Here is a 19,138-nt window from a genome sequence, read left to right as displayed (position 1 = left end):
ATACTTTTTATCGTGCTGGCTTTTGGGGCGGCCGGATGGAAAATCTGGAGGCGCGTACCTGCTGCTGATTTTGCTGTCGCTTCCAGGCCGGCGGCGGTTGCTGCGCCAGTTTTGTCTGCCCCGATAGCAGGCGGAAATCTCAAATATGACGCGCAGTTTGTTTCCTCGCAACCGGGGCAGGCTGTGCATGCAGCTTCCCTGGTCGAACTGAAAAATGGTGACTTGCGCGCGGTCTGGTTTGCCGGGTCGCGCGAAGGTGCGGGCGATGTCACGATCCAGACCGCGGTCATGGACTCTGCAAGCCAGCGCTGGTTACCGGAAAGCACTGTGTTCAACCGTCAGCAAATCCAGGCGGGGCTCTGGCGCTACGTGAAAAAGCTGGGCAACCCTGTGATTGCGCGTGCGCCCGATGGCTCGCTATCGCTCTGGATGGTCAATGTGTCGCTTGGCGGCTGGGCCGGCAGCGCCATTACTTGGTCACGGTCTACCGACGAAGGCATAACCTGGAGCCCGCCGAAACGTCTGGTGACCTCGCCTTTTCTCAATGTCAGCACGCTGGTCAAGGGTGCGCCTGTGCTGATGTCTGACGGCCAGTTGAGCCTGCCTGTCTATCACGAGTTTGTGACCAAGTTTGGCGAGGTGCTTCGTATGGGCCTCCAGGGCGAGGTGCTTGATAAAACCAGAATTCCCGCAAGCCACACCAGCCTTCAACCGGTCCTGCTGGCGACGGATGCTGTGCATGCGACTGCGTATATGCGGGCAGGGCAGGGCGGCAAGGTCATGACATCTGTTACTGCGGATGCAGGCAGGACATGGTCGGCCGCGCGCGCCACCAGCCTGCCCAACCCCGATTCCGCGCTGGCCGGATTGGCCGGTCAGGATGGGCGTCAGTGGCTGGCGCTGAATCCGTCGGCTACAGGAAGGCAATCCCTGGCCTTGCTGGGGGCTGACAAGGGCGGCAGTTTTGACGGCGTCGCTCCCCGCCTTGTGGAAGGGGGATTGCTACAGCAGGCGGCGCCGTCCATGGCAGCTTATGAACGACTCCTGGGTGATGAGCTGAAAGCTGCGGGTACCAATGAAACGCAAACAAGTGCGTACGTCGCCAGCGCACGCCGCCAGTTGTGCGGCGCCGAAAATTGCGCGCAGGAATATTCATACCCCTATCTGTTGCAGACCCGGGATGGCTACCTTCATCTGGTTTACACGTGGCACCGCACACGCATCAAGCATGTGCGCCTTGATCCTTCGCAGGCGGCGCTTGTCGCCAATTGAAGAGGAAATTGATGCAACTGCCACCCATGACTGATCTTGTCGCAATGCTGGGCATCAACCTTGTGTTGTGCGCCGCGTGCGCGCGCCTGTTGTGTCGTGGTCAGGTGTTTAAGGTATGGATGCGCTGGGTGCTTGCGGTTATTTTTATAGCCTTGTGCCTGCCGGTCGGGCCGGCACATATTCCGGCTCTTGCCTATATACGCGGTGTAAGCTCCGATTTGAGTGTGACCCTGGTGCTGTTGGCATGCGTGGCGCTGGTACGGCGTCTGCGGGGTTTACCCATGCTGGCCCGATCTGAAAGTACATCCGTTTTTGTGGCTGTTGCAGCCGCAGCGTTGCTGCTCTATCCGGCCGCGCTGGGTTGGGGCGACCTTGATACTTACAGACCGGGTTTTGGATCGGCTGCAATGCTGCTGGTCCTGTTTGTTCTCTGCGCCGCCTTCTGGTTGCAGGGGCTGAAGCTGCTGCCCTTGCTTGTTTCAGCGGCCCTGCTGGCATGGGCCGCAGGGTTGATGGAGTCCACCAACCTGTGGGATTACCTGATGGACCCCTGGCTGGCGGCAAGCGCCTTTGTGGAGTGTCTGCGGGCTGGCGTCACCAGGCTGCGCCAGCGCGGAAAACCAGTACCCGGCAAGGCGCTTGCACTGAATGGGTAACGATAAAATTCAGCGCGGCCTTGCGGCGCACTGATCATTGGAGAAAATATTTGAAACCGTTTGCTTTTGTTTTTCCCGGGCAGGGTTCCCAGTCGGTAGGCATGCTCGATGCATGGAGTGACCATCCTGTGGTGACCCAAACCCTGGCCGAAGCATCTGATGCCCTTGGCGAAGATGTTGCCCTGCTGATCAGGGAGGGCCCGAAAGAAGCCCTCGCGCTGACCACGAACACGCAGCCCGTGATGCTGGTTTCTGCTGTTGCCGCCTATCGTGTCTGGATGGCCGAGACAGGTTCTGCACCATCGGTCGTCGCTGGCCACTCCCTTGGCGAATATTCAGCACTGGTAGCCTCTGGTGTGCTGACTTTGGCGCAGGCTGCACCACTGGTTCGTTTTCGCGCCCAGGCCATGCAGGATGCCGTGCCTGTCGGTACCGGTGCAATGGCCGCCATACTGGGCATGGATGCCGCCAGAGTCATTGCGGGTTGCGCGGAAGCTACCGCTGTTTTTGGCGCAGGCACATCGGAGATTGTCGAAGCCGTCAATTTCAACGACCCCGGTCAGACCGTGATTGCCGGCAGCAAGGCTGCAGTTGAAAAGGCCTGTGAAATCCTCAAGGCAAACGGCGCAAAACGCGCCTTGCCTCTACCGGTTTCTGCGCCTTTTCACTCCACCCTCATGAAGCCGGCGGCAGAGAAGCTGAAGGAAAAGCTGAAGGGCGTGGCTTTTGCCGCGCCACAAATTCCGCTGGTCAATAACATCGACGTTGCAGTAGCCGCCGATGCAGACGGAATCCGTGAAGCCCTCTATCGCCAGGCGTTTGGCCCGGTGCGCTGGGTTGAATGCGTCCAGGCCATCAAGGCCCGCGGCGTGACCACGATTGTTGAATGTGGCCCCGGCAAGGTGCTGGCAGGGCTGGTAAAACGTATTGATCCTGAATTGACCGGTGCGCCGCTGTTTGATCCGGCCTCCCTGGCCGAAGTGAAAGGAATGCTGGCATGAGTGAAATAAAGTTTGAGGGGCAAGTCGCACTTGTCACGGGTGCTTCGCGGGGGATAGGTGCGGCGATTGCGCTTGAACTGGCCCAAAAGGGTCTGAAAGTGATCGGTACCGCAACCAGCGATGAAGGCGCTGCAAAAATAAGCCAGGCGCTGGCTGCATTTCCGGGTTGCTCGGGCAAAAACCTCAACGTGAACGATGCCGTGGCTGCTGAAGCGCTGATTGATGCCATCGTCAAGGAGCATGGCGGTCTGCAGGTTCTGGTCAACAATGCGGGCATTACTCGTGACATGCTGGCCATGCGCCTGAAGGATGACGATTGGGACGCGGTGATGGACACGAACCTCAAGGCTGTCTTCCGCATGAGCCGTGCCGTGATGCGCACCATGATGAAGCAACGTTATGGCCGCATCATCAGCATTACCTCGGTGGTTGGCGCTTCGGGCAACGCGGGGCAATCGAATTACGCTGCGGCCAAGGCTGGAGTCGCTGGCATGACGCGGGCGCTTGCCAGGGAGCTTGGGTCACGCAACATCACGGTGAACTGCATTGCGCCAGGATTCATCGAGACCGACATGACAGCCAAACTGCCGGAAGAGCAGCAAAAAGCCCTGCTGGGCCAGATACCGCTGGGTCATCTTGGGAAGCCCCAGGATATTGCGCATGCCGTCGCTTTTGTGGGCAGCCCGCAGGCGGCTTACATCACGGGCCAGGAAATTCACGTCAACGGTGGCATGTACATGTAAGCCGACATGCCGTTTGAGCAAACGCCGTACTTGCAGTAAGTCGGCGGTGGTAAAACACAGGAAATCGACGCCGGTTTGTCTCCGTCCGGCCAGATGCTTAGAGATGAGACTCTAACGCGGTAAAATCACGGATTAATTTACAACCCTCAGAGGGAACTATGAGCGATATCGAAGCACGTGTTAAGAAAATCATTGCCGAACAACTCGGCGTGGAAGAAGGTCAAGTCACCAATGAGAAAGCCTTCGTGGCTGATCTGGGCGCTGACTCGCTTGACACCGTAGAACTGGTTATGGCTCTGGAAGACGAGTTCGGCATCGAGATCCCGGACGAAGACGCAGAGAAGATCACGACCGTCCAGAACGCGATTGATTACGCCAACACCCATCAAAAGGCCTGATGTCCGGGGCTTTTTGCCCCCGGAACACTCCGCCACAAAACCCGGAACGCCTTTCAAACGGTTTCCGGGTATTTTTCAGGATCACTGAATGAGTCGTCGTCGTGTCGTTGTGACAGGTCTGGGCTGTGTCAGCCCCGTAGGCAATACGGTTGCTGAATCCTGGTCCAATCTTCTGGCCGGGAATTCCGGCATTGACCTGATTACCCGGTTTGACGCCAGCGCCTTCGCCTGCAAATTTGCCGGTGAAGTCAAAGGCTTCAATATTGCCGATTACATCCCTGAGAAAGAAGCGCGCCACATGGACCGCTTCATTCACCTGGGACTGGCGGCTGCTTTCCAGGCCGTAGCTGACAGCGGGTTGCCGACCGGCGAGGCGCTTGACGGCGAAATGGCTACGCGTATTGGCTGCAACATCGGCTCTGGCATAGGCGGCCTGCCGCTGATCGAGGAAATGCACGGGGAACTGGTGAATCGGGGTCCACGCCGTATTTCCCCGTTTTTTGTGCCGGCGTCCATCATCAACATGATTTCGGGTCATGTGTCCATCAAATTTGGCTTCAGGGGTCCCAATGTGGCGGTGGTCACGGCCTGTACCACCGGCCTGCACTCCATTGGCCTGTCGGCCCGCATGATCGAATACGGCGATTGCGACGTGATGGTTGCCGGCGGTGCCGAAGCCACTGTGTCGCCGCTCGGAATCGGCGGTTTCGCTGCGGCACGCGCGCTGTCAACGCGCAACGACGATCCAAAAACAGCATCGCGCCCATGGGACAAGGATCGCGATGGGTTTGTACTTGGCGAGGGTGGCGGCGTGATGGTGCTCGAAGAGTACGAGCACGCCAAAGCGCGTGGGGCAAAAATCTATGCAGAGCTCACCGGCTTCGGCATGAGTGCAGATGCTTTCCACATGACGGCACCTGACATTGACGGCCCCCGCCGCTCCATGGCCATGGCCCTGAAAAATGCTGGTGTGAATGCGGACGAGGTCCAGTATCTCAACGCGCACGGTACATCGACGCCACTGGGCGACCTCAATGAGACGAATGCCATCAAGGCCGCTTTCGGCGACCATTCGAAAAATCTCGTGGTCAGTTCCACAAAGTCCATGACCGGGCACCTTTTGGGCGGCGCAGGAGGTATCGAGTCGGTATTCACGGTGCTCTCCCTGCATCACCAGAAGATCCCGCCCACCATCAACATCTTTAACCAGGATCCCGAGTGCGATCTTGATTACTGTGCGAACACGGCGCGTGACGCGAAGCTTGAATTCGCGGTCAAGAACAACTTCGGCTTCGGCGGTACCAACGGCACACTGGTCTTCAAGCGCGTCTGACGGACGTGTGTCAAAGATACAGATTGCCTGATCATCCACACGCAAGCTGCCTTGATTGCACATAGCGCCCCGCCGGTTGTGTATCCGCTGGGGCGTTCGCGTTTCCAGGCCTTGCTGCTTGCCGGTTTGTGGTGTGCTGGCGCCCTGGCAACCTTGTGCTGGCTGTATTCTGGCCAGCAAGCACGTTGGCATGTTGTCCTGTCTGTCGTGGCACTTGCAGGCGCTGGACTTGCTGCTCTCGCCGGATGGAAAAAAACGGAAGTCGGGCAAATAGTCTGGGATGGGCAATCCTGGCGCCGGGAAGGCGTGGGTTATCAGTCGGGGATCGCCGAACAGCGTATCTCGGTGATCGCTGATTTTCAGGACCTGCTGCTGCTCAGAATGCAGTGCGACACTCAAAGGAGTGCGTGTGTCTGGTGTGAGCGTAGCGCTTTCCCCGAGCGTTGGCTGGACTTTCGGCGTGCGCTTTTTTCTCCGGGCAGGTATGCGGGTAGCTCCCGCGCTGTGGCAGTATCGGGCCATGCAGATGCCGCTTCCATACAGACAAAACAATGACTGAAGACGTCACCCCGGCAGAGCCGGTCAAAGCCGTGGACAGCGATGCCATGCTGGTCGAGCGCACGGTGGCGGGTGACCAGAAGGCGTTTGAACTGCTGGTGATCAAGTACGAAAGGCGCATTCAGCGTCTGATAGGGCGTATGGTGCGCGATGTGGACCTGGTCGAGGACATCGCGCAGGAAACCTTTATTCGCGCGTACCGGGCGATGGCCCAGTTCCGCGGCGAAGCCCAGTTTTATACCTGGCTGTACCGTATTGCAGTAAATACGGCCAAAAAGGCCCTGATGGACCTCAAGCGGGACCCCACGGTGTCTGAAAATTCGTTCAAATCCGGACAAAGCGACGAAAGTGATGAAACTTCCCCGCTGGAAAACGAACTAACCAGCTCGGAAACGCCTGACGCCGTGCTCGCCAGCAAGGAAATTGCGGAGATGGTCAATGCCGCCATGGAGGCATTGCCGGAAGAGTTGAGGCAGGCAATTACCTTGCGGGAAATCGAAGGATTGAGCTACGAGGAAATATCGGAAGCCATGAATTGTCCGATAGGGACAGTGCGGTCCCGGATTTTCCGGGCACGTGAAGCGATATCGGAAAAAGTAAAACCCTTGCTTGAAAATCAGTCCGGCAAGCGTTGGTAAGCCACTCGGATTTCTTTCAGGATAAAACGGACAGTTGCATTGGCAGGAAAAGCGCGCCACCTCACACAAATACGGCGAAAGCCGGCAGCGAGAGACAGTCATGAAGATCACTAAATTCCCACCGACAACCTGCGAACGCCTCTCCGCCCTGGCAGATGGAGAGCTGGACAAGGACGAGCTGTTGCTGTTGCTGCAAGCCTGCAAGGACGATGACGCCGCTGCCGGCAGTTGGGGCATGTATCACATGATTGGCGACGTACTGCGTTCTCCTTCACTTGCTGCGGGCGGGTCTTCACCGGCTTTTCTGCAGCGCCTGAACGAGCGTCTTGAAAAGGAGCGCACCTGGACTGTGCCGGATCCTGTTCCCGCCCCGCTTAAGGTCGCGCGCCGCGAGCCGGCGGCAAATGACGGTATTTTCAGGTGGAAACTTGCCGCAGGCTTTGCATCCCTGACCGCCGTGGCCGCGATTGCGTGGAGCAGCGTGGCCATGATTTCTTCGCCATCTGGTGCGCAGCTGGCGCAGGCGCCTGCCGTCAATCAATCCACGCCTGCGGTACTCGTCGTGGCTTCCCCGCAAGGCCCCATGGTGCGCGATGCAAGGCTTGAAGAACTTCTTGCTGCGCACAGGCAACTGGGCGGCGCTTCTGTGCTGCAGGCACCATCCGGCTTCCTTAATGCAGCGTTTGAAACCCCGCAAAATGCAGGCCGTTAAAGCAGGTTTTGATCTGCCTGGAAGTGCCGGGCGTGTGAAGCGCCGGACATGGCGCATCTGGCCTTGCGCCGGGGTGGCCCTGCTGGCCATGAATTTTGTGGCTGCACAAACGCCACCTGCTGGTCCTGCTCCTTTGCCGGCCCCGTCTTCTGCCGAAGCGAGAGGCATCAACGACTGGTTGATGCGCATGCACGAGGCTTCCAAAAAGCAGGCCTACATTGGCACGTATGTGGTGTCTTCCGGCGGGAGCATTTCCAGCGGCAAGATATGGCATGTCTGTGAAGGCAACCAGCAGGTCGAGCGTGTAGAGACGCTGACGGGCGCCCCGCGCTCGATTTTCAGGCACAACGATCGCGTCGTCACCTTTATGCCCGAACACAAGGTGGTGCGAACGGAAAAACGCGAGTCACTGGGCCTTTTCCCTGAATTGCTGCAGTCCACAGACAACCGTATTGCCGAGTTTTACAAGGTCAGACAGGAAGGTGTCGAACGTGTGGCGGGGCTGGAAGCGGATATCGTGGTGCTCGTGCCCAAAGATGCCATGCGTTTCGGATACCGCGTCTGGACGGAGCAGAAAAACGGCATGGTTGTGAAATTGCAGACGCTTGATGCGGACGGCAAGGTGCTTGAGCAGGCGGCTTTCTCCGAGTTGCAGCTGGATGCCCCGGTCAAGATGGACAAGCTGCTGTCCATGATGGGCAAGGTCGACGGCTACAAGATCGAAAAACCTGTTCTGGTCAAGACGACTGCCAGCGCCGAAGGCTGGGTGCTGAAGACCCCCGTTGCCGGCTTTGCGCCCATGAGTTGCTACAAGCGCCCGGCCGTGGCCTCTGCCGCCCCCGGTGCTGACGAGCCCCTGCAATGGATTTTTTCCGATGGACTGGCTTCGGTCTCCCTCTTTGTCGAGCCTTATGACAGGCAGCGTCACGAGAAGGAAGCCAGCATGTCCCTGGGGGCGACCCAGACCATGACGAAGCAGGTGGGCTCTTACTGGCTGACTGTCATGGGGGAAGTTCCCATGAAAACCATCAAGATGTTTGCCGGTGGGCTTGAACGGAAGAAATAGGCGGGGCGGGCCTGCAAGGCCAGCGTCCCGGGTATTGCGTTATGCGTGTTCGTCCTTAAATCGTCTTGGGCGGATTCCACTGGCATCCCACTGCACCCATATTTATTGAAGAGGCCGACGATGAATGAATTGACCCTGAAACCCGTGCGTTCCTATCTGGCTGCAGGCATGCTTGCCCTGGCGGCCGCAGCTGTTGCCCTGCCTGCCCAGCCGGTGTGGGCACAAAACCGTACCCTGCCCGACTTCACCGACCTGGTGGAGCAGGTCGGGCCTTCGGTTGTGAACATCCGGACATCCGAAAAGGTCAAGGTCGGCGCCACCAGTGGCATCGACGAGCAGATGCTGGAGTTCTTCCGCCGTTTTGGCATCCCTGTGCCGCCTACTACCCCGCGTTCACCCCGTCCGGAGCGCCAGCCGCAGCCTGACGAAGACCAGCCGCGCGGTGTCGGCTCGGGTTTCATTCTCACGACCGACGGTTTTGTCATGACGAATGCCCACGTGGTCGAAGGCGCCGACGAGGTGATCGTGACGCTGACTGACAAACGTGAGTTCAAGGCCAGGATTATTGGGGCGGACAAGCGCAGTGATGTCGCCGTGGTGAAGATTGAGGCCACCGGATTGCCGGCCGTCAAAATTGGTGATGTCAACCGGCTGAAGGTCGGCGAATGGGTGATGGCTATCGGTTCGCCCTTTGGTCTTGAAAACACCGTTACCGCAGGCATTGTCAGCGCCAAGCAGCGTGATACCGGCGACTACCTGCCGTTCATACAGACCGATGTCGCCATCAACCCCGGCAACTCTGGCGGACCGCTGCTGAACATGCGCGGCGAGGTGATAGGCATCAACAGCCAGATCTACTCCCGCTCCGGCGGTTTTCAGGGCATTTCCTTTGCGATACCGATTGACGAGGCCGCACGCGTGTCAGACCAGTTGCGCAGCGCTGGTCGCGTGACTCGTGGGCGCATTGGCGTTCAGATTGAGCAGGTGAGCAAGGAAGTCGCCGAGTCCATCGGCCTCGGCAAACCCCAGGGCGCGCTGATCAGGGGCGTTGAAAGCGGCGCGCCGGCGGAGAAGGCCGGCATTGAGGCGGGCGACATCATCACCAAATTTGACGGCAAGCAGATTGAAAAATCCAGTGACCTCCCGCGGCTGGTTGGCAACGTCAAACCCGGCACTCGCGCTGTCGTCACGGTATTCAGGCGCGGAGCATCAAAAGACCTGACTGTGGTTATTGCAGAAGTCGAGCCCGAGAAACCAGCACGCCGGGCGGCAGCCTCCGAGCCCAGGGCGGCAGTTGCCGGTGCAGCCCAGGCGCTTGGCCTTGTGGTGAGCGAACTGCCTGACGCCCAGAAAAAAGACCTGAAGGTCAAAGGCGGTGTGAAGGTGGACAGTGCCGAAGGTTCTGCCGCACGCGCAGGGCTGCGCGAGGGTGATGTGATTCTTGCCGTGGCCAACACCGAAGTTGCCACGGTGAAGGAGTTTGACGCGGCTGTTGCCAAGGTTGATAAAAGCAAGGCCGTCAATGTGTTGTTCCGTCGTGGGGAATGGGCGCAATACGCCCTGATTCGTCCTGCGCGCTGAATGTCACTCCCTCTCCTGCGCTTCAACCAGGCCCCCATAACCTGCAGGAATTGGGGGTTTTTCTCGTCCGAACGTGCTTTCACTGCACGCCAAAATAAATTTTTGAAAAAGATTTTTCAGCCTGATTTCAATCTATTTTGTTAGTAATCGCTGACTTTTGTTCTCCGTGAATGGCGGGTTTGGTTAGAATAGGCGGGCTTTGGCGAGGCTTTTGCATATATAAAAGTCGCTTCCCAATGCATTCTTCACTCAAATCAGGTTATTCAGGCTTGATTCACAGATCACCCACATGTTGTCCAGAGCCAAGCAGGCTAAAATTGTGAATAAGTTGTGCATAAGTTTCTTGTTGCTAGGCTGCAACGACAAAAATATGGGCATTTTGGGACTGTTGGCTTCCGGCTTTTTGCCTACAATGAAGTTTCCAACTATCGCAGTTGCCATAGATTGTTGGTTCAGGGCGCGTCGCAATCGACGCGCCCTTTTTTATGGCCATCTCGAATGGCCTCCTGTTTCTTCGCAATACTTTCAAGTACTTAGGCGTTCTCGTTGATGAATCACATCAGAAACTTTTCGATCATTGCGCACATTGATCACGGCAAGTCGACGCTCGCAGATCGACTCATACAACGATGCGGTGGATTGCAGGATCGCGAGATGAGCGCGCAGGTGCTCGACTCGATGGATATTGAAAAAGAGCGTGGGATAACCATCAAGGCGCAGACCGCTGCGCTCAAATACAAGGCACTTGATGGACAGGTTTACAACCTCAATCTCATCGACACGCCGGGCCACGTTGACTTTTCGTATGAAGTCAGCCGCTCGTTGTCTGCATGTGAAGGTGCGCTGCTGGTTGTCGATGCGAGCCAGGGCGTTGAAGCGCAGACAGTTGCCAATTGCTACACCGCGCTCGATCTCGGCGTCGAGGTCGTACCGGTGCTCAACAAGATGGATTTGCCGCAGGCTGATCCCGAGAACGCCAAACAGGAAATAGAAGAAGTCATCGGCATTGACGCTACGGACGCGATTCCCTGCAGCGCGAAGACCGGCATGGGGATCGATGAAATTCTGGAGGCGGTGGTCGCCAGGATTCCGCCTCCCAAAGGCAATCCTTCAGGTGCGCTGCGGGCGATGATCATCGACAGCTGGTATGACGCCTACGTTGGGGTGGTCATGCTGGTGCGTGTGGTGGACGGGCGGCTCGCCAAGGGTGACCGCATCAAGCTGATGGCGAGCGAGGCGATGTACAACGCCGAGCAATTGGGCGTATTCACGCCGCATACCGAGCCGCGTCCTGCACTCGAAACCGGCGAAGTCGGTTTTGTGATCGCCGGCATCAAGGAACTCCAGGCCGCACGCGTTGGCGACACCATCACCCTGATCAAGCCGGGCACTGGTGGCGCATCCTTCACCGCGACCGAGGCGCTTCCCGGCTTCAAGGAAATCCAGCCTGCGGTTTTTGCCGGTCTGTATCCATCAGAGGCCAGCGAATACGAGTCGCTTCGTGATGCACTTGAAAAGCTCAAGCTCAACGATGCTTCCCTGCACTACGAACCCGAGGTCAGCGAGGCGCTGGGCTTTGGCTTCCGCTGCGGTTTCCTGGGCCTGCTGCACATGGAAATCGTGCAGGAGCGGCTGGAACGCGAATTCGACCAGGACCTGATTACCACGGCCCCGAGCGTGGTGTATGAAGTCCTCAGGTCCGACGGCGAGACCATCATGGTCGAAAACCCGTCCAAGATTCCCGACGCCGGTAAAGTCAGTGAGATCCGTGAGCCCATCGTGACCGTGCACCTTTACATGCCTCAGGACTATGTGGGTGCCGTGATGACGCTGGCCAACCAGAAGCGCGGCGTGCAACTCAACATGGCTTATCACGGCAAGCAGGTCATGCTCACCTATGAGATGCCGCTGGGCGAGATCGTGCTCGATTTCTTCGACAAGCTGAAATCAGTGTCTCGCGGCTATGCCTCGATGGACTACACCTTCAAGGAGTTCCGGGCGTCCGACGTGGTCAAGGTGGACATCCTGCTCAATGGTGAGAAGGTTGACGCGCTCTCAATCATCGTCCACCGCAGCCAGTCCGCCTATCGCGGCCGTGCAGTCGTTGCCAAAATGCGCGAGATCATTTCCCGCCAGCAGTTCGACGTGGCCATACAGGCGGCCATCGGTGCCAACATCATTGCGCGTGAGACAATCAAGGCACTGCGCAAGAACGTGATTGCCAAGTGTTACGGCGGTGATATTTCCCGCAAGCGCAAGCTCCTTGAAAAACAAAAAGCGGGTAAAAAGCGCATGAAACAAATCGGCTCGGTTGAAGTGCCCCAGGAGGCCTTCCTCGCCATCTTGCAGGTAGAAGACTAATGCGTAATCTGATGGGTTCAATCACAGCCGTCGTGCTGGCCATGTTTGTCGGCTACGGTGCGCTCTGGTATTTTGGTGTGGTGGAGGGCAACTTCTCGCTCCTGCTGTTCGTCGCCACGGTCGTCACCGGCCTCTATTGGGTAGCCGAACGTTTTTACTTCCTGCCCCAGCGCCGCAAGGCGGTCGCGGTGCTGGACGAAAATGCTGCAACGCGGCGCGCGGAGCTCGCCAGCAAGGGCATTACGCAGGTTGACGACAACACCAGCGAGGCACGCACCCGCCTCATCATGCAACCTTGGTGGCTGGACTGGACCGCCGGCCTGTTTCCGGTGATCGTGGTGGTTTTCCTGCTGCGCTCGTTTTTGTTCGAGCCCTTCAAGATTCCTTCGGGCTCCATGATCCCGACGCTGCTTATCAATGACCTGATACTGGTCAATAAATTCCATTACGGTGTGCGCCTGCCGGTGATCAATACCAAGATACTGGACAACAACAGCCCGCAGCGCGGGGATGTCATGGTGTTCCGTTACCCGCCCAAACCCAGCCTCGACTACATCAAGCGTGTGGTGGGTGTGCCTGGTGACGAGGTGGCCTATCTCAATAAGAAACTGACTGTCAATGGCAAGCCTTTGGCCAAGACTGCGCTGCCGGATTTTTTTGACGAAGACTCCATGCGCTACGCCAGGCAGTTCCAGGAAGTCAACGGCGGCAAGCCCTACCGCATTCTCAATGATGACGACCGTCCTGCCTTTATTCCGGGTGCCGAGGACTTTCCGTTCAAGCAGAATTGCCGTTACAGTAGCGAGGGCGTGGTTTGCAAAGTTCCCGAAGGGCACTACTTCATGATGGGCGACAACCGCGATAATTCGCTTGATTCGCGCTACTGGGGGTTTGTGCCGGAGAAAAACATCGTAGGCAAAGCCTTTTTTGTCTGGATGAATTTCGGTAACCTCAAGCGCATAGGCGCTTTTAATTGATGCATTCAGGCCTGCGGCCGGTCGGTGGCTGGGGCCTGCTGCAGTTTGGGGTTGGGGCTTAAGCAGGAGAAATACATGAAAAACAAACAACTTGGTATTTCATTCATCGGTGTGCTGTTCGTGGTGGGCGTGTTTGCCTTTATCGGCGTCATTGCTGCCCAGGCCTTCCCGACCATGACGGAGTTCCAGACCATCACCAAAGCCGCCAGCAAGGCTGCGGCTGACGGAAAGTCCGTGGCCGAAGTGCGCACCATTTTCGACAAGATTGCGCAGATCGATGACATCAAATCCATCAGCGGCAAGGACCTTGAAGTGACCAAGGACGGCGACAAGATCATCGCGTCTTTTGCGTACAACAAGGAAATCCACATTGGCGGCCCCGCCTACCTGCTGATCAAGTACGCCGGCAAGTCCAAATAAGTGCAAGGTAGTGCGTCACTGAGTCCCCATCTGCAGTCGTTGCAAAAACGGCTTCAGCATGATTTCTCGAATCCACGGCTGCTGGTGCAGGCGCTGACGCATCGCAGCTTTTCGTCCGACCACAACGAACGCCTGGAGTTTCTGGGCGATTCTGTCCTCAATCTTGCGGTGGCGGCCCTGCTGTACGAAGGCCTGAGCGAGCTGCCCGAGGGCGACCTGTCCCGGGTGCGCGCCAACCTCGTCAAGCAGGACACGCTGCACAAAGTGGCTGTAGAACTGGGCCTGCCCGACCTGCTGCGCCTGGGTGAGGGTGAAGCCAAATCAGGCGGCCAGAAGCGGCCATCGATACTGGCCGATGCGCTGGAGGCCGTACTGGGTGCCATTTATCTGGACGCAGGGTTTGAAGTGGCGTCACAGCTGGTTCGCCGCCTGTTCAAGGATGTCGAGATCAACGCGCAGATGCAGGCCATAGGCAAGGACCCCAAGACCGAGTTGCAGGAATGGCTGCAGGGGCGCAAGATGAACCTGCCTATATATAGAGTGGTCGGCACCCAGGGTGCGGCGCACAAGCAGACCTTTGACGTTGAGTGCGAAATTGTCGAATACCGCCGTGCAGAGCGCGGCATAGGCGGTTCGCGCCGCGCGGGTGAGCAGGCGGCTGCGGCAGCCATGCTGGCTTTTGTTAAAACCCTTGATGCCTGATCTGGCGACAGCCCACACCAGGCAGTCGCCCAGCCATCACCAGACTTAGCCGGACCTTTGAGACCATGACCAGCGCACCCAAAAAACCTTCAGCCGATCAGACACCCAACGAGCCGGCTGAAAGTCCGCCCGTGCAGGAGCAGTCGCTTGACGAGATGCTGGCCAAGGCGTTTTCAGTGCGCACCAGCACCACCCCGGCCGCCGATGCGCCGCCTGTTGAGTCCCAGCGCTGCGGCCTGATCGCCATTGTCGGCAAGCCCAACGTCGGTAAATCCACGCTGCTCAACGCGCTGGTCGGCCAGAAGATCAGCATCACCTCACGCAAGGCGCAGACGACGCGCCACCGCATCACCGGCATGCGGACGGTGAAGGAGACCCAGTTTGTATTTGTCGACACCCCGGGCTTCCAGACCCGCCACGGCAATGCCCTGAACCGCTCGCTGAACCGCACGGTCGTCGGCACCGTCAATGACGTGGACCTGATTGTGTTTGTCGTCGAGGCCGGGCAGTTCAACCTGGCCGATGCCAAGGTCCTGGCCCTGCTGCCCGAAAAAACACCGGCCATCCTGCTGGCCAACAAGTTTGACCTGATACACCGCCGCGCCGAAATCGCCCCCTGGCTGCGCGACATGCAGGAGCGCCACAATTTTGCCGAGTTCGTGCCGATGTCGGCCAACAACGCGAAAGACGTGGACCGGCTGTTCGGCATCTGCGAGAAATACCTGCCCATGCAGCCTTGGATGTACGGCGCAGAGGAGCTGACCGACCGCAGCGACCGCTTCATGGCGGCCGAGATCATCCGCGAAAAGCTGTTCCGCCTGACCGGCGACGAGCTGCCCTACACCTCGACCGTCATCATCGACAAGTACGAGGAAGAGGGCAACCTTCGCAAGGTGGCTGCCACCATCGTCGTCGAGCGCGACGGCCACAAGGGCATGATCATTGGCGAGAAGGGTGAAAAGCTTAAACGCATAGGCACGGAGGCTCGGCATGAACTCGAAACGCTCACCGGCGGCAAGGTGTTCCTGGAAATCTGGGTCAAGGTCAGGTCTGGCTGGGCTGATGATGAAGCCAGAGTGAAGACATTCGGCTACGAATAGTGCCCCCACGGTCGCTCACTGCGTGTAGCTCCCTGCCCCCCGAGGGGGCCGCTGCGCCTGCGGCCTGGCAAAGCCAGTTCCGCGGCCCTGGCTTGCGAAAGCCCCGCTTCGTTGGGTGACGGTGAACCTTATGGCCACCAAACGTATTTCTGACGAACCTGCTTACGTATTGCACCGCTACGACTGGAGCGAGTCCAGCCTGATCCTGGAAGTCTTCACCCGCACGCACGGGCGGGTGGCGCTGGTGGCGCGCGGTGCGAAAAAGCCCAGTTCCAGTTTCCGGCCCATCCTCCTGCCGCTGCAGCCGCTGCATGTTTCCTTTGGTGGCGATGCCGAAATCCGTACCCTCAAAAGCGCCGAGTGGCAGGGCGGTCATGTCATGCCCACCGGCGATGCCCTGCTGTCGGGTTATTACCTCAACGAGTTGCTGATGCGGCTGCTGGCGCGTGAAGATGCGCACCCGGTACTGTTTGATGCCTATGCGGCCACGGTTCAACTGATCGCCAGCCAGAGCAATGACACGCTGCAGGTGGCGTTGCGGGCGTTTGAGTTGCGCCTGCTGCGCGACATCGGGCTGCTGCCATCACTCGATGCGCAGACGGCCACGCTGTCGGAGCTGGACCCCGATGCGCCCTACGTGCTGCTGGCGGAGGCCGGACTGCGTGAGGCACATGACGATGACCGCGCCTCGCTCAAAGGTGCGCAATGGCTGGCGCTGCAGCAGGCGCTGGACGGCGATGCGCCCTTTGCCGACACCATGCACGCCTGCGTCAACCACCTGCCCGAGCTCAAGAGCCAGTTGCGAAGCCTGCTGCACTACCATTGCGATGTGAAGATACTGAAAACCCGCCAGATGATGCGCGAATTGCAGGCTTTCTAAACCCCCAGGCCATGACCGCAGACCAGCACCCCTTTCACCCCAGCGGCAAGACCGCGCTCTCCGTCAACGTCAACAAGGTTGCGCTGCTGCGCAACACCCGGCACCTGGGCGTTCCCGATGTCGTGCGTGCGGCGCGCCTCTGCCTTGAGGCTGGTGCGAGCGGCATCACCGTTCACCCCCGGCCCGACCAGCGCCATATCCGCGACGACGACGTATTCGAGATTGCCGCCATGATGAAAGAGTGGCCCGGCCGCGAGTTCAATGTCGAGGGTAATCCGTTGCAGAACCTGATGAGGATTGCGCATGACCTGTCGGCGCGCGGCCTGCCGCTGCACCAGGTCACTTTTGTGCCCGACAGTGAAGACCAGTTCACCAGCGACCACGGCTGGAGCTTTCCTCTAGATGCCGAACGCCTGAAGCCGCTGATCAGGGAGGTGCAGTCGCGTGGCGTGCGCGTCAGCCTGTTCATGGACCCGGACGCCGGCGCCATGGCGGCCGCCAGGGCCGTTGGCGCTGACCGCGTCGAGTTTTACACCGAGAGTTACGCCCGCGCCTGGGGCACGCCGGACCAGGCGAAGGTGCTGGCGCTGTTTACCGAAGCAGGCAAGGCTGCTGCCGCCGCCGGTTTGGACGTCAATGCCGGCCATGACCTGAACCGCGACAACCTGACCGATTTTTTGCGCGCGGTGCCGCAGGTGCAGGAAGTCTCCATCGGCCACGCGCTGATTGCCGATGCGCTGGAGTTGGGTTACGAGGCCACAGTGAAAGACTATCTGCGCTGCATCAACCAGGCGTTTTCAACTTGATGACTTTTACAAAGATAAAAATTTTCTTTGCAAGCAGGGGCCGCGGAACTGGCTTTGCCAGGCCGCAGGCGCAGCGGCCCCCTCGGGGGGCAGCAGGTTATTGGGGTCAGACACCAATTTCGCAGCAGTGCTTGCACTGCTACTGTGGCTTGCCACAGGTTTGGCGAATTTGGGCTCTGACCCCAAAAACCTGCGTGGGGGCCATATCCAAGTGATTTACGGGATAGGCACGGACATTTGCGACATACGCCGCATCCGCGACAGCCTGAACCGCCATGGCGAACGCTTTGCCAAAAAAATATTGAGTGACGGCGAACTCGCCACCTGGAAGGCCCGCAGCGCGCGCTGGCCGGATCGGGGTGTCAGCTACCTGGCCACGCGCTTTTCAGCCAAGGAAGCCTTCAGCAAGGCCATAGGCACCGGCATGCGCATGCCCATGACCTGGCGCACCTGCGAGATCGCCAAGGCGCCCAGCGGCAAGCCCGAAATTGTGTTGCACGGTGCGCTCAAGGCCTGGTTTGAAGAGCGCCGGCTCAGCGCCCATGTGAGCGTGACCGACGAGACCGATTACGCCGCCAGCTTTGTTGTAGTAGAGAAAAACGTTCCCTGACTTTTACCTTTGTACCCGGACATTCGCAAACACCCATGACCCAGCACGCCCCCCTCATTATCGACATCGCCGGCCTTGAACTCAGCAAGACCGACCGCAAGCGCCTGAAGAACCCGCTCACCGGCGGCATCATTTTGTTTGGCCGCAACTGGGAAAACCGCCGCCAGCTCACCGCGCTGTGCGCCGAGATCAAGGGCATACGCAAGGACCTGCTCATCTGTGTTGACCACGAAGGGGGCCGCGTGCAGCGCTTTCGCAATGACGGCTTCACGCATCTGCCGCCCATGCGCGCTTTAGGCGAGCTGTGGATGAAAGACCAGATGGCCGCCACCAATGCGGCGACCGCTTGTGGTTATGTGCTGGCGGCCGAGCTCCGCTCTTGCGGTGTCGATTTCAGCTTCACGCCCGTGCTTGATCTGGACTACGGCGAAAGCTCAGTCATAGGCGACCGCGCCTTTGGCCGCGACCCGCGCGTTGTCAGCATCCTCGCCAAAAGCCTCATGCACGGCCTGCTGCAGGCGGGCATGACCAACTGCGGCAAACACTTCCCTGGCCACGGTTTTGTGAAGGCCGACTCACACACCGACATCCCGGTTGACAAACGCAGCCTGAAAGCCATCCTGGCCGACGATGCCGCGCCGTATGAGTGGCTGAACACCACGCTGACCAGCGTGATGCCCGCACACGTGATCTACCCCAAGGTCGACAGCCGCCCGGCCGGTTTCTCCGAGCAGTGGTTGACCTTTATCCTGCGCGGCCAGCTGGGTTTTGGCGGCGCGATTTTCAGCGACGACCTCAGCATGGCCGGCGCCCGCATCATCGACGGCAAGGAAGTCAGCTACACCCAGGCGGCAGTGACCGCGCTCAACGCCGGCTGCGACATGGTGCTGCTCTGCAACCAGTCCGTAGGTGATGGGAAAGCGGTGGATGAACTGCTGGACGGCATGGCCGAATCACTGCTCAAGGGCCACTGGGAGGCGCTGGAGTCCAGTGAAATGCGCCGCCTTGACCTGCTGCCCACCACGCCCGGCCAGGATTGGGACAGCCTGATGCTGCAGCCCGCCTATATGCACGCGATGGGTTTGCTGCCGTGAATTGGGCTGAACTGGGGTGGGTTGGTTGACGTTTATGGGTCCAATCTGCTATTAATTCAGTAGCTGCTCACGTGCGTATTTATTGGCTTGCAGCCGATTTTATGCCTGAAAATAGCCTTTTTTGGCTATTTTGGGCGGATTTTTGAGCCTTGAACACGCCAAAATCCTGAAAAGTTAATATGGAAGTTAACTTTGGGTTAAATTGTTAACTTGTATATTAACTTTCGACC

The 19,138-nt window shown here is 58.7% G+C and carries 20 protein-coding genes; all 20 read left to right on the top strand.

All coding sequences use genetic code 11. The annotated features are described in order from the left end of the window. Positions 1 to 183 precede the first annotated feature (183 nt). On the top strand, positions 184 to 1,272 hold the full coding sequence (locus HYX42_RS20830) for an exo-alpha-sialidase (RefSeq protein WP_293406758.1): 1,089 nt from the start codon (positions 184 to 186) through the stop codon (positions 1,270 to 1,272). Positions 1,273 to 1,283: 11 nt separating this feature from the next. After that, complete coding sequence (locus HYX42_RS20825; RefSeq protein ID WP_293406756.1) at positions 1,284 to 1,928, top strand: hypothetical protein; 645 nt, start codon at positions 1,284 to 1,286, stop codon at positions 1,926 to 1,928. 50 nt (positions 1,929 to 1,978) lie between these two features. Beyond that, complete coding sequence (fabD, locus tag HYX42_RS20820) at positions 1,979 to 2,929, top strand: ACP S-malonyltransferase (RefSeq protein WP_293406754.1); 951 nt, start codon at positions 1,979 to 1,981, stop codon at positions 2,927 to 2,929. After that, a complete protein-coding gene (gene fabG / locus HYX42_RS20815) occupies positions 2,926 to 3,672 on the top strand; it encodes a 3-oxoacyl-ACP reductase FabG (protein WP_293406752.1) in 747 nt (248 codons plus the stop codon). Before fabD ends, fabG begins: the two co-directional genes overlap by 4 nt. Positions 3,673 to 3,830: 158 nt before the next feature. Further along, positions 3,831 to 4,070 (top strand): acyl carrier protein, encoded by a 240-nt coding sequence (gene acpP, locus HYX42_RS20810; RefSeq protein ID WP_007873885.1) that lies wholly within the window; start codon positions 3,831 to 3,833, stop codon positions 4,068 to 4,070. A gap of 88 nt (positions 4,071 to 4,158) precedes the next feature. Continuing rightward, the gene (gene fabF, locus HYX42_RS20805) at positions 4,159 to 5,403 is read left to right on the top strand and encodes a beta-ketoacyl-ACP synthase II (protein WP_293406739.1); all 1,245 of its coding nucleotides are present in this window, start codon (positions 4,159 to 4,161) and stop codon (positions 5,401 to 5,403) included. Positions 5,404 to 5,454: 51 nt separating this feature from the next. Further along, the gene (locus tag HYX42_RS20800) at positions 5,455 to 5,958 is read left to right on the top strand and encodes a hypothetical protein (RefSeq protein ID WP_293406737.1); all 504 of its coding nucleotides are present in this window, start codon (positions 5,455 to 5,457) and stop codon (positions 5,956 to 5,958) included. After that, positions 5,955 to 6,599, top strand: coding sequence for an RNA polymerase sigma factor RpoE (rpoE, locus tag HYX42_RS20795; RefSeq protein WP_293406735.1), 645 nt, complete (start codon positions 5,955 to 5,957; stop codon positions 6,597 to 6,599). The genes HYX42_RS20800 and rpoE overlap by 4 nt, the downstream gene beginning before the upstream one ends. 100 nt (positions 6,600 to 6,699) lie before the next feature. Further along, positions 6,700 to 7,311 carry a sigma-E factor negative regulatory protein gene (locus HYX42_RS20790; RefSeq protein WP_293406733.1) on the top strand — a complete coding sequence of 204 codons (612 nt, stop codon included), beginning with the start codon at positions 6,700 to 6,702 and terminating at the stop codon, positions 7,309 to 7,311. Beyond that, complete coding sequence (locus HYX42_RS20785) at positions 7,298 to 8,377, top strand: MucB/RseB C-terminal domain-containing protein (RefSeq protein ID WP_293406731.1); 1,080 nt, start codon at positions 7,298 to 7,300, stop codon at positions 8,375 to 8,377. The genes HYX42_RS20790 and HYX42_RS20785 overlap by 14 nt, the downstream gene beginning before the upstream one ends. Before the next feature lie 120 nt (positions 8,378 to 8,497). Further along, entirely contained in the window at positions 8,498 to 9,958 is a 1,461-nt protein-coding gene (locus tag HYX42_RS20780) for a DegQ family serine endoprotease (RefSeq protein ID WP_293406729.1), read from the top strand. 549 nt (positions 9,959 to 10,507) lie between these two features. Then, a complete protein-coding gene (gene lepA / locus HYX42_RS20775) occupies positions 10,508 to 12,319 on the top strand; it encodes a translation elongation factor 4 (protein WP_293406727.1) in 1,812 nt (603 codons plus the stop codon). Between the two features lie 11 nt (positions 12,320 to 12,330). Beyond that, the gene (gene lepB / locus HYX42_RS20770; RefSeq protein ID WP_293406725.1) at positions 12,331 to 13,296 is read left to right on the top strand and encodes a signal peptidase I; all 966 of its coding nucleotides are present in this window, start codon (positions 12,331 to 12,333) and stop codon (positions 13,294 to 13,296) included. 75 nt (positions 13,297 to 13,371) lie between these two features. Continuing rightward, positions 13,372 to 13,716: a DUF4845 domain-containing protein gene (locus tag HYX42_RS20765; RefSeq protein WP_293406723.1), complete on the top strand. Its 345-nt coding sequence runs from the start codon at positions 13,372 to 13,374 to the stop codon at positions 13,714 to 13,716. A gap of 18 nt (positions 13,717 to 13,734) precedes the next feature. Beyond that, the gene (gene rnc, locus HYX42_RS20760) at positions 13,735 to 14,418 is read left to right on the top strand and encodes a ribonuclease III (RefSeq protein WP_293406834.1); all 684 of its coding nucleotides are present in this window, start codon (positions 13,735 to 13,737) and stop codon (positions 14,416 to 14,418) included. Between the two features lie 155 nt (positions 14,419 to 14,573). Next, positions 14,574 to 15,518, top strand: a complete 945-nt coding sequence (gene era / locus HYX42_RS20755) for a GTPase Era (RefSeq protein WP_293406832.1) — start codon at positions 14,574 to 14,576, stop codon at positions 15,516 to 15,518. Between the two features lie 130 nt (positions 15,519 to 15,648). Continuing rightward, the gene (gene recO / locus HYX42_RS20750) at positions 15,649 to 16,398 is read left to right on the top strand and encodes a DNA repair protein RecO (RefSeq protein WP_293406721.1); all 750 of its coding nucleotides are present in this window, start codon (positions 15,649 to 15,651) and stop codon (positions 16,396 to 16,398) included. Positions 16,399 to 16,409: 11 nt separating this feature from the next. After that, positions 16,410 to 17,204 carry a pyridoxine 5'-phosphate synthase gene (locus tag HYX42_RS20745; RefSeq protein WP_293406719.1) on the top strand — a complete coding sequence of 265 codons (795 nt, stop codon included), beginning with the start codon at positions 16,410 to 16,412 and terminating at the stop codon, positions 17,202 to 17,204. Positions 17,205 to 17,415: 211 nt separating this feature from the next. Beyond that, entirely contained in the window at positions 17,416 to 17,814 is a 399-nt protein-coding gene (acpS, locus tag HYX42_RS20740) for a holo-ACP synthase (RefSeq protein WP_293406829.1), read from the top strand. Between the two features lie 35 nt (positions 17,815 to 17,849). Continuing rightward, a complete protein-coding gene (gene nagZ / locus HYX42_RS20735; RefSeq protein WP_293406717.1) occupies positions 17,850 to 18,908 on the top strand; it encodes a beta-N-acetylhexosaminidase in 1,059 nt (352 codons plus the stop codon). Positions 18,909 to 19,138 lie beyond the last annotated feature (230 nt).

This window comes from Polaromonas sp. (assembly GCF_016185115.1).
In the GTDB taxonomy this organism is placed as follows: Bacteria; Pseudomonadota; Gammaproteobacteria; order Burkholderiales; family Burkholderiaceae_C; genus Polaromonas.
This window is presented reverse-complemented; position numbering and strand designations above follow the sequence as displayed.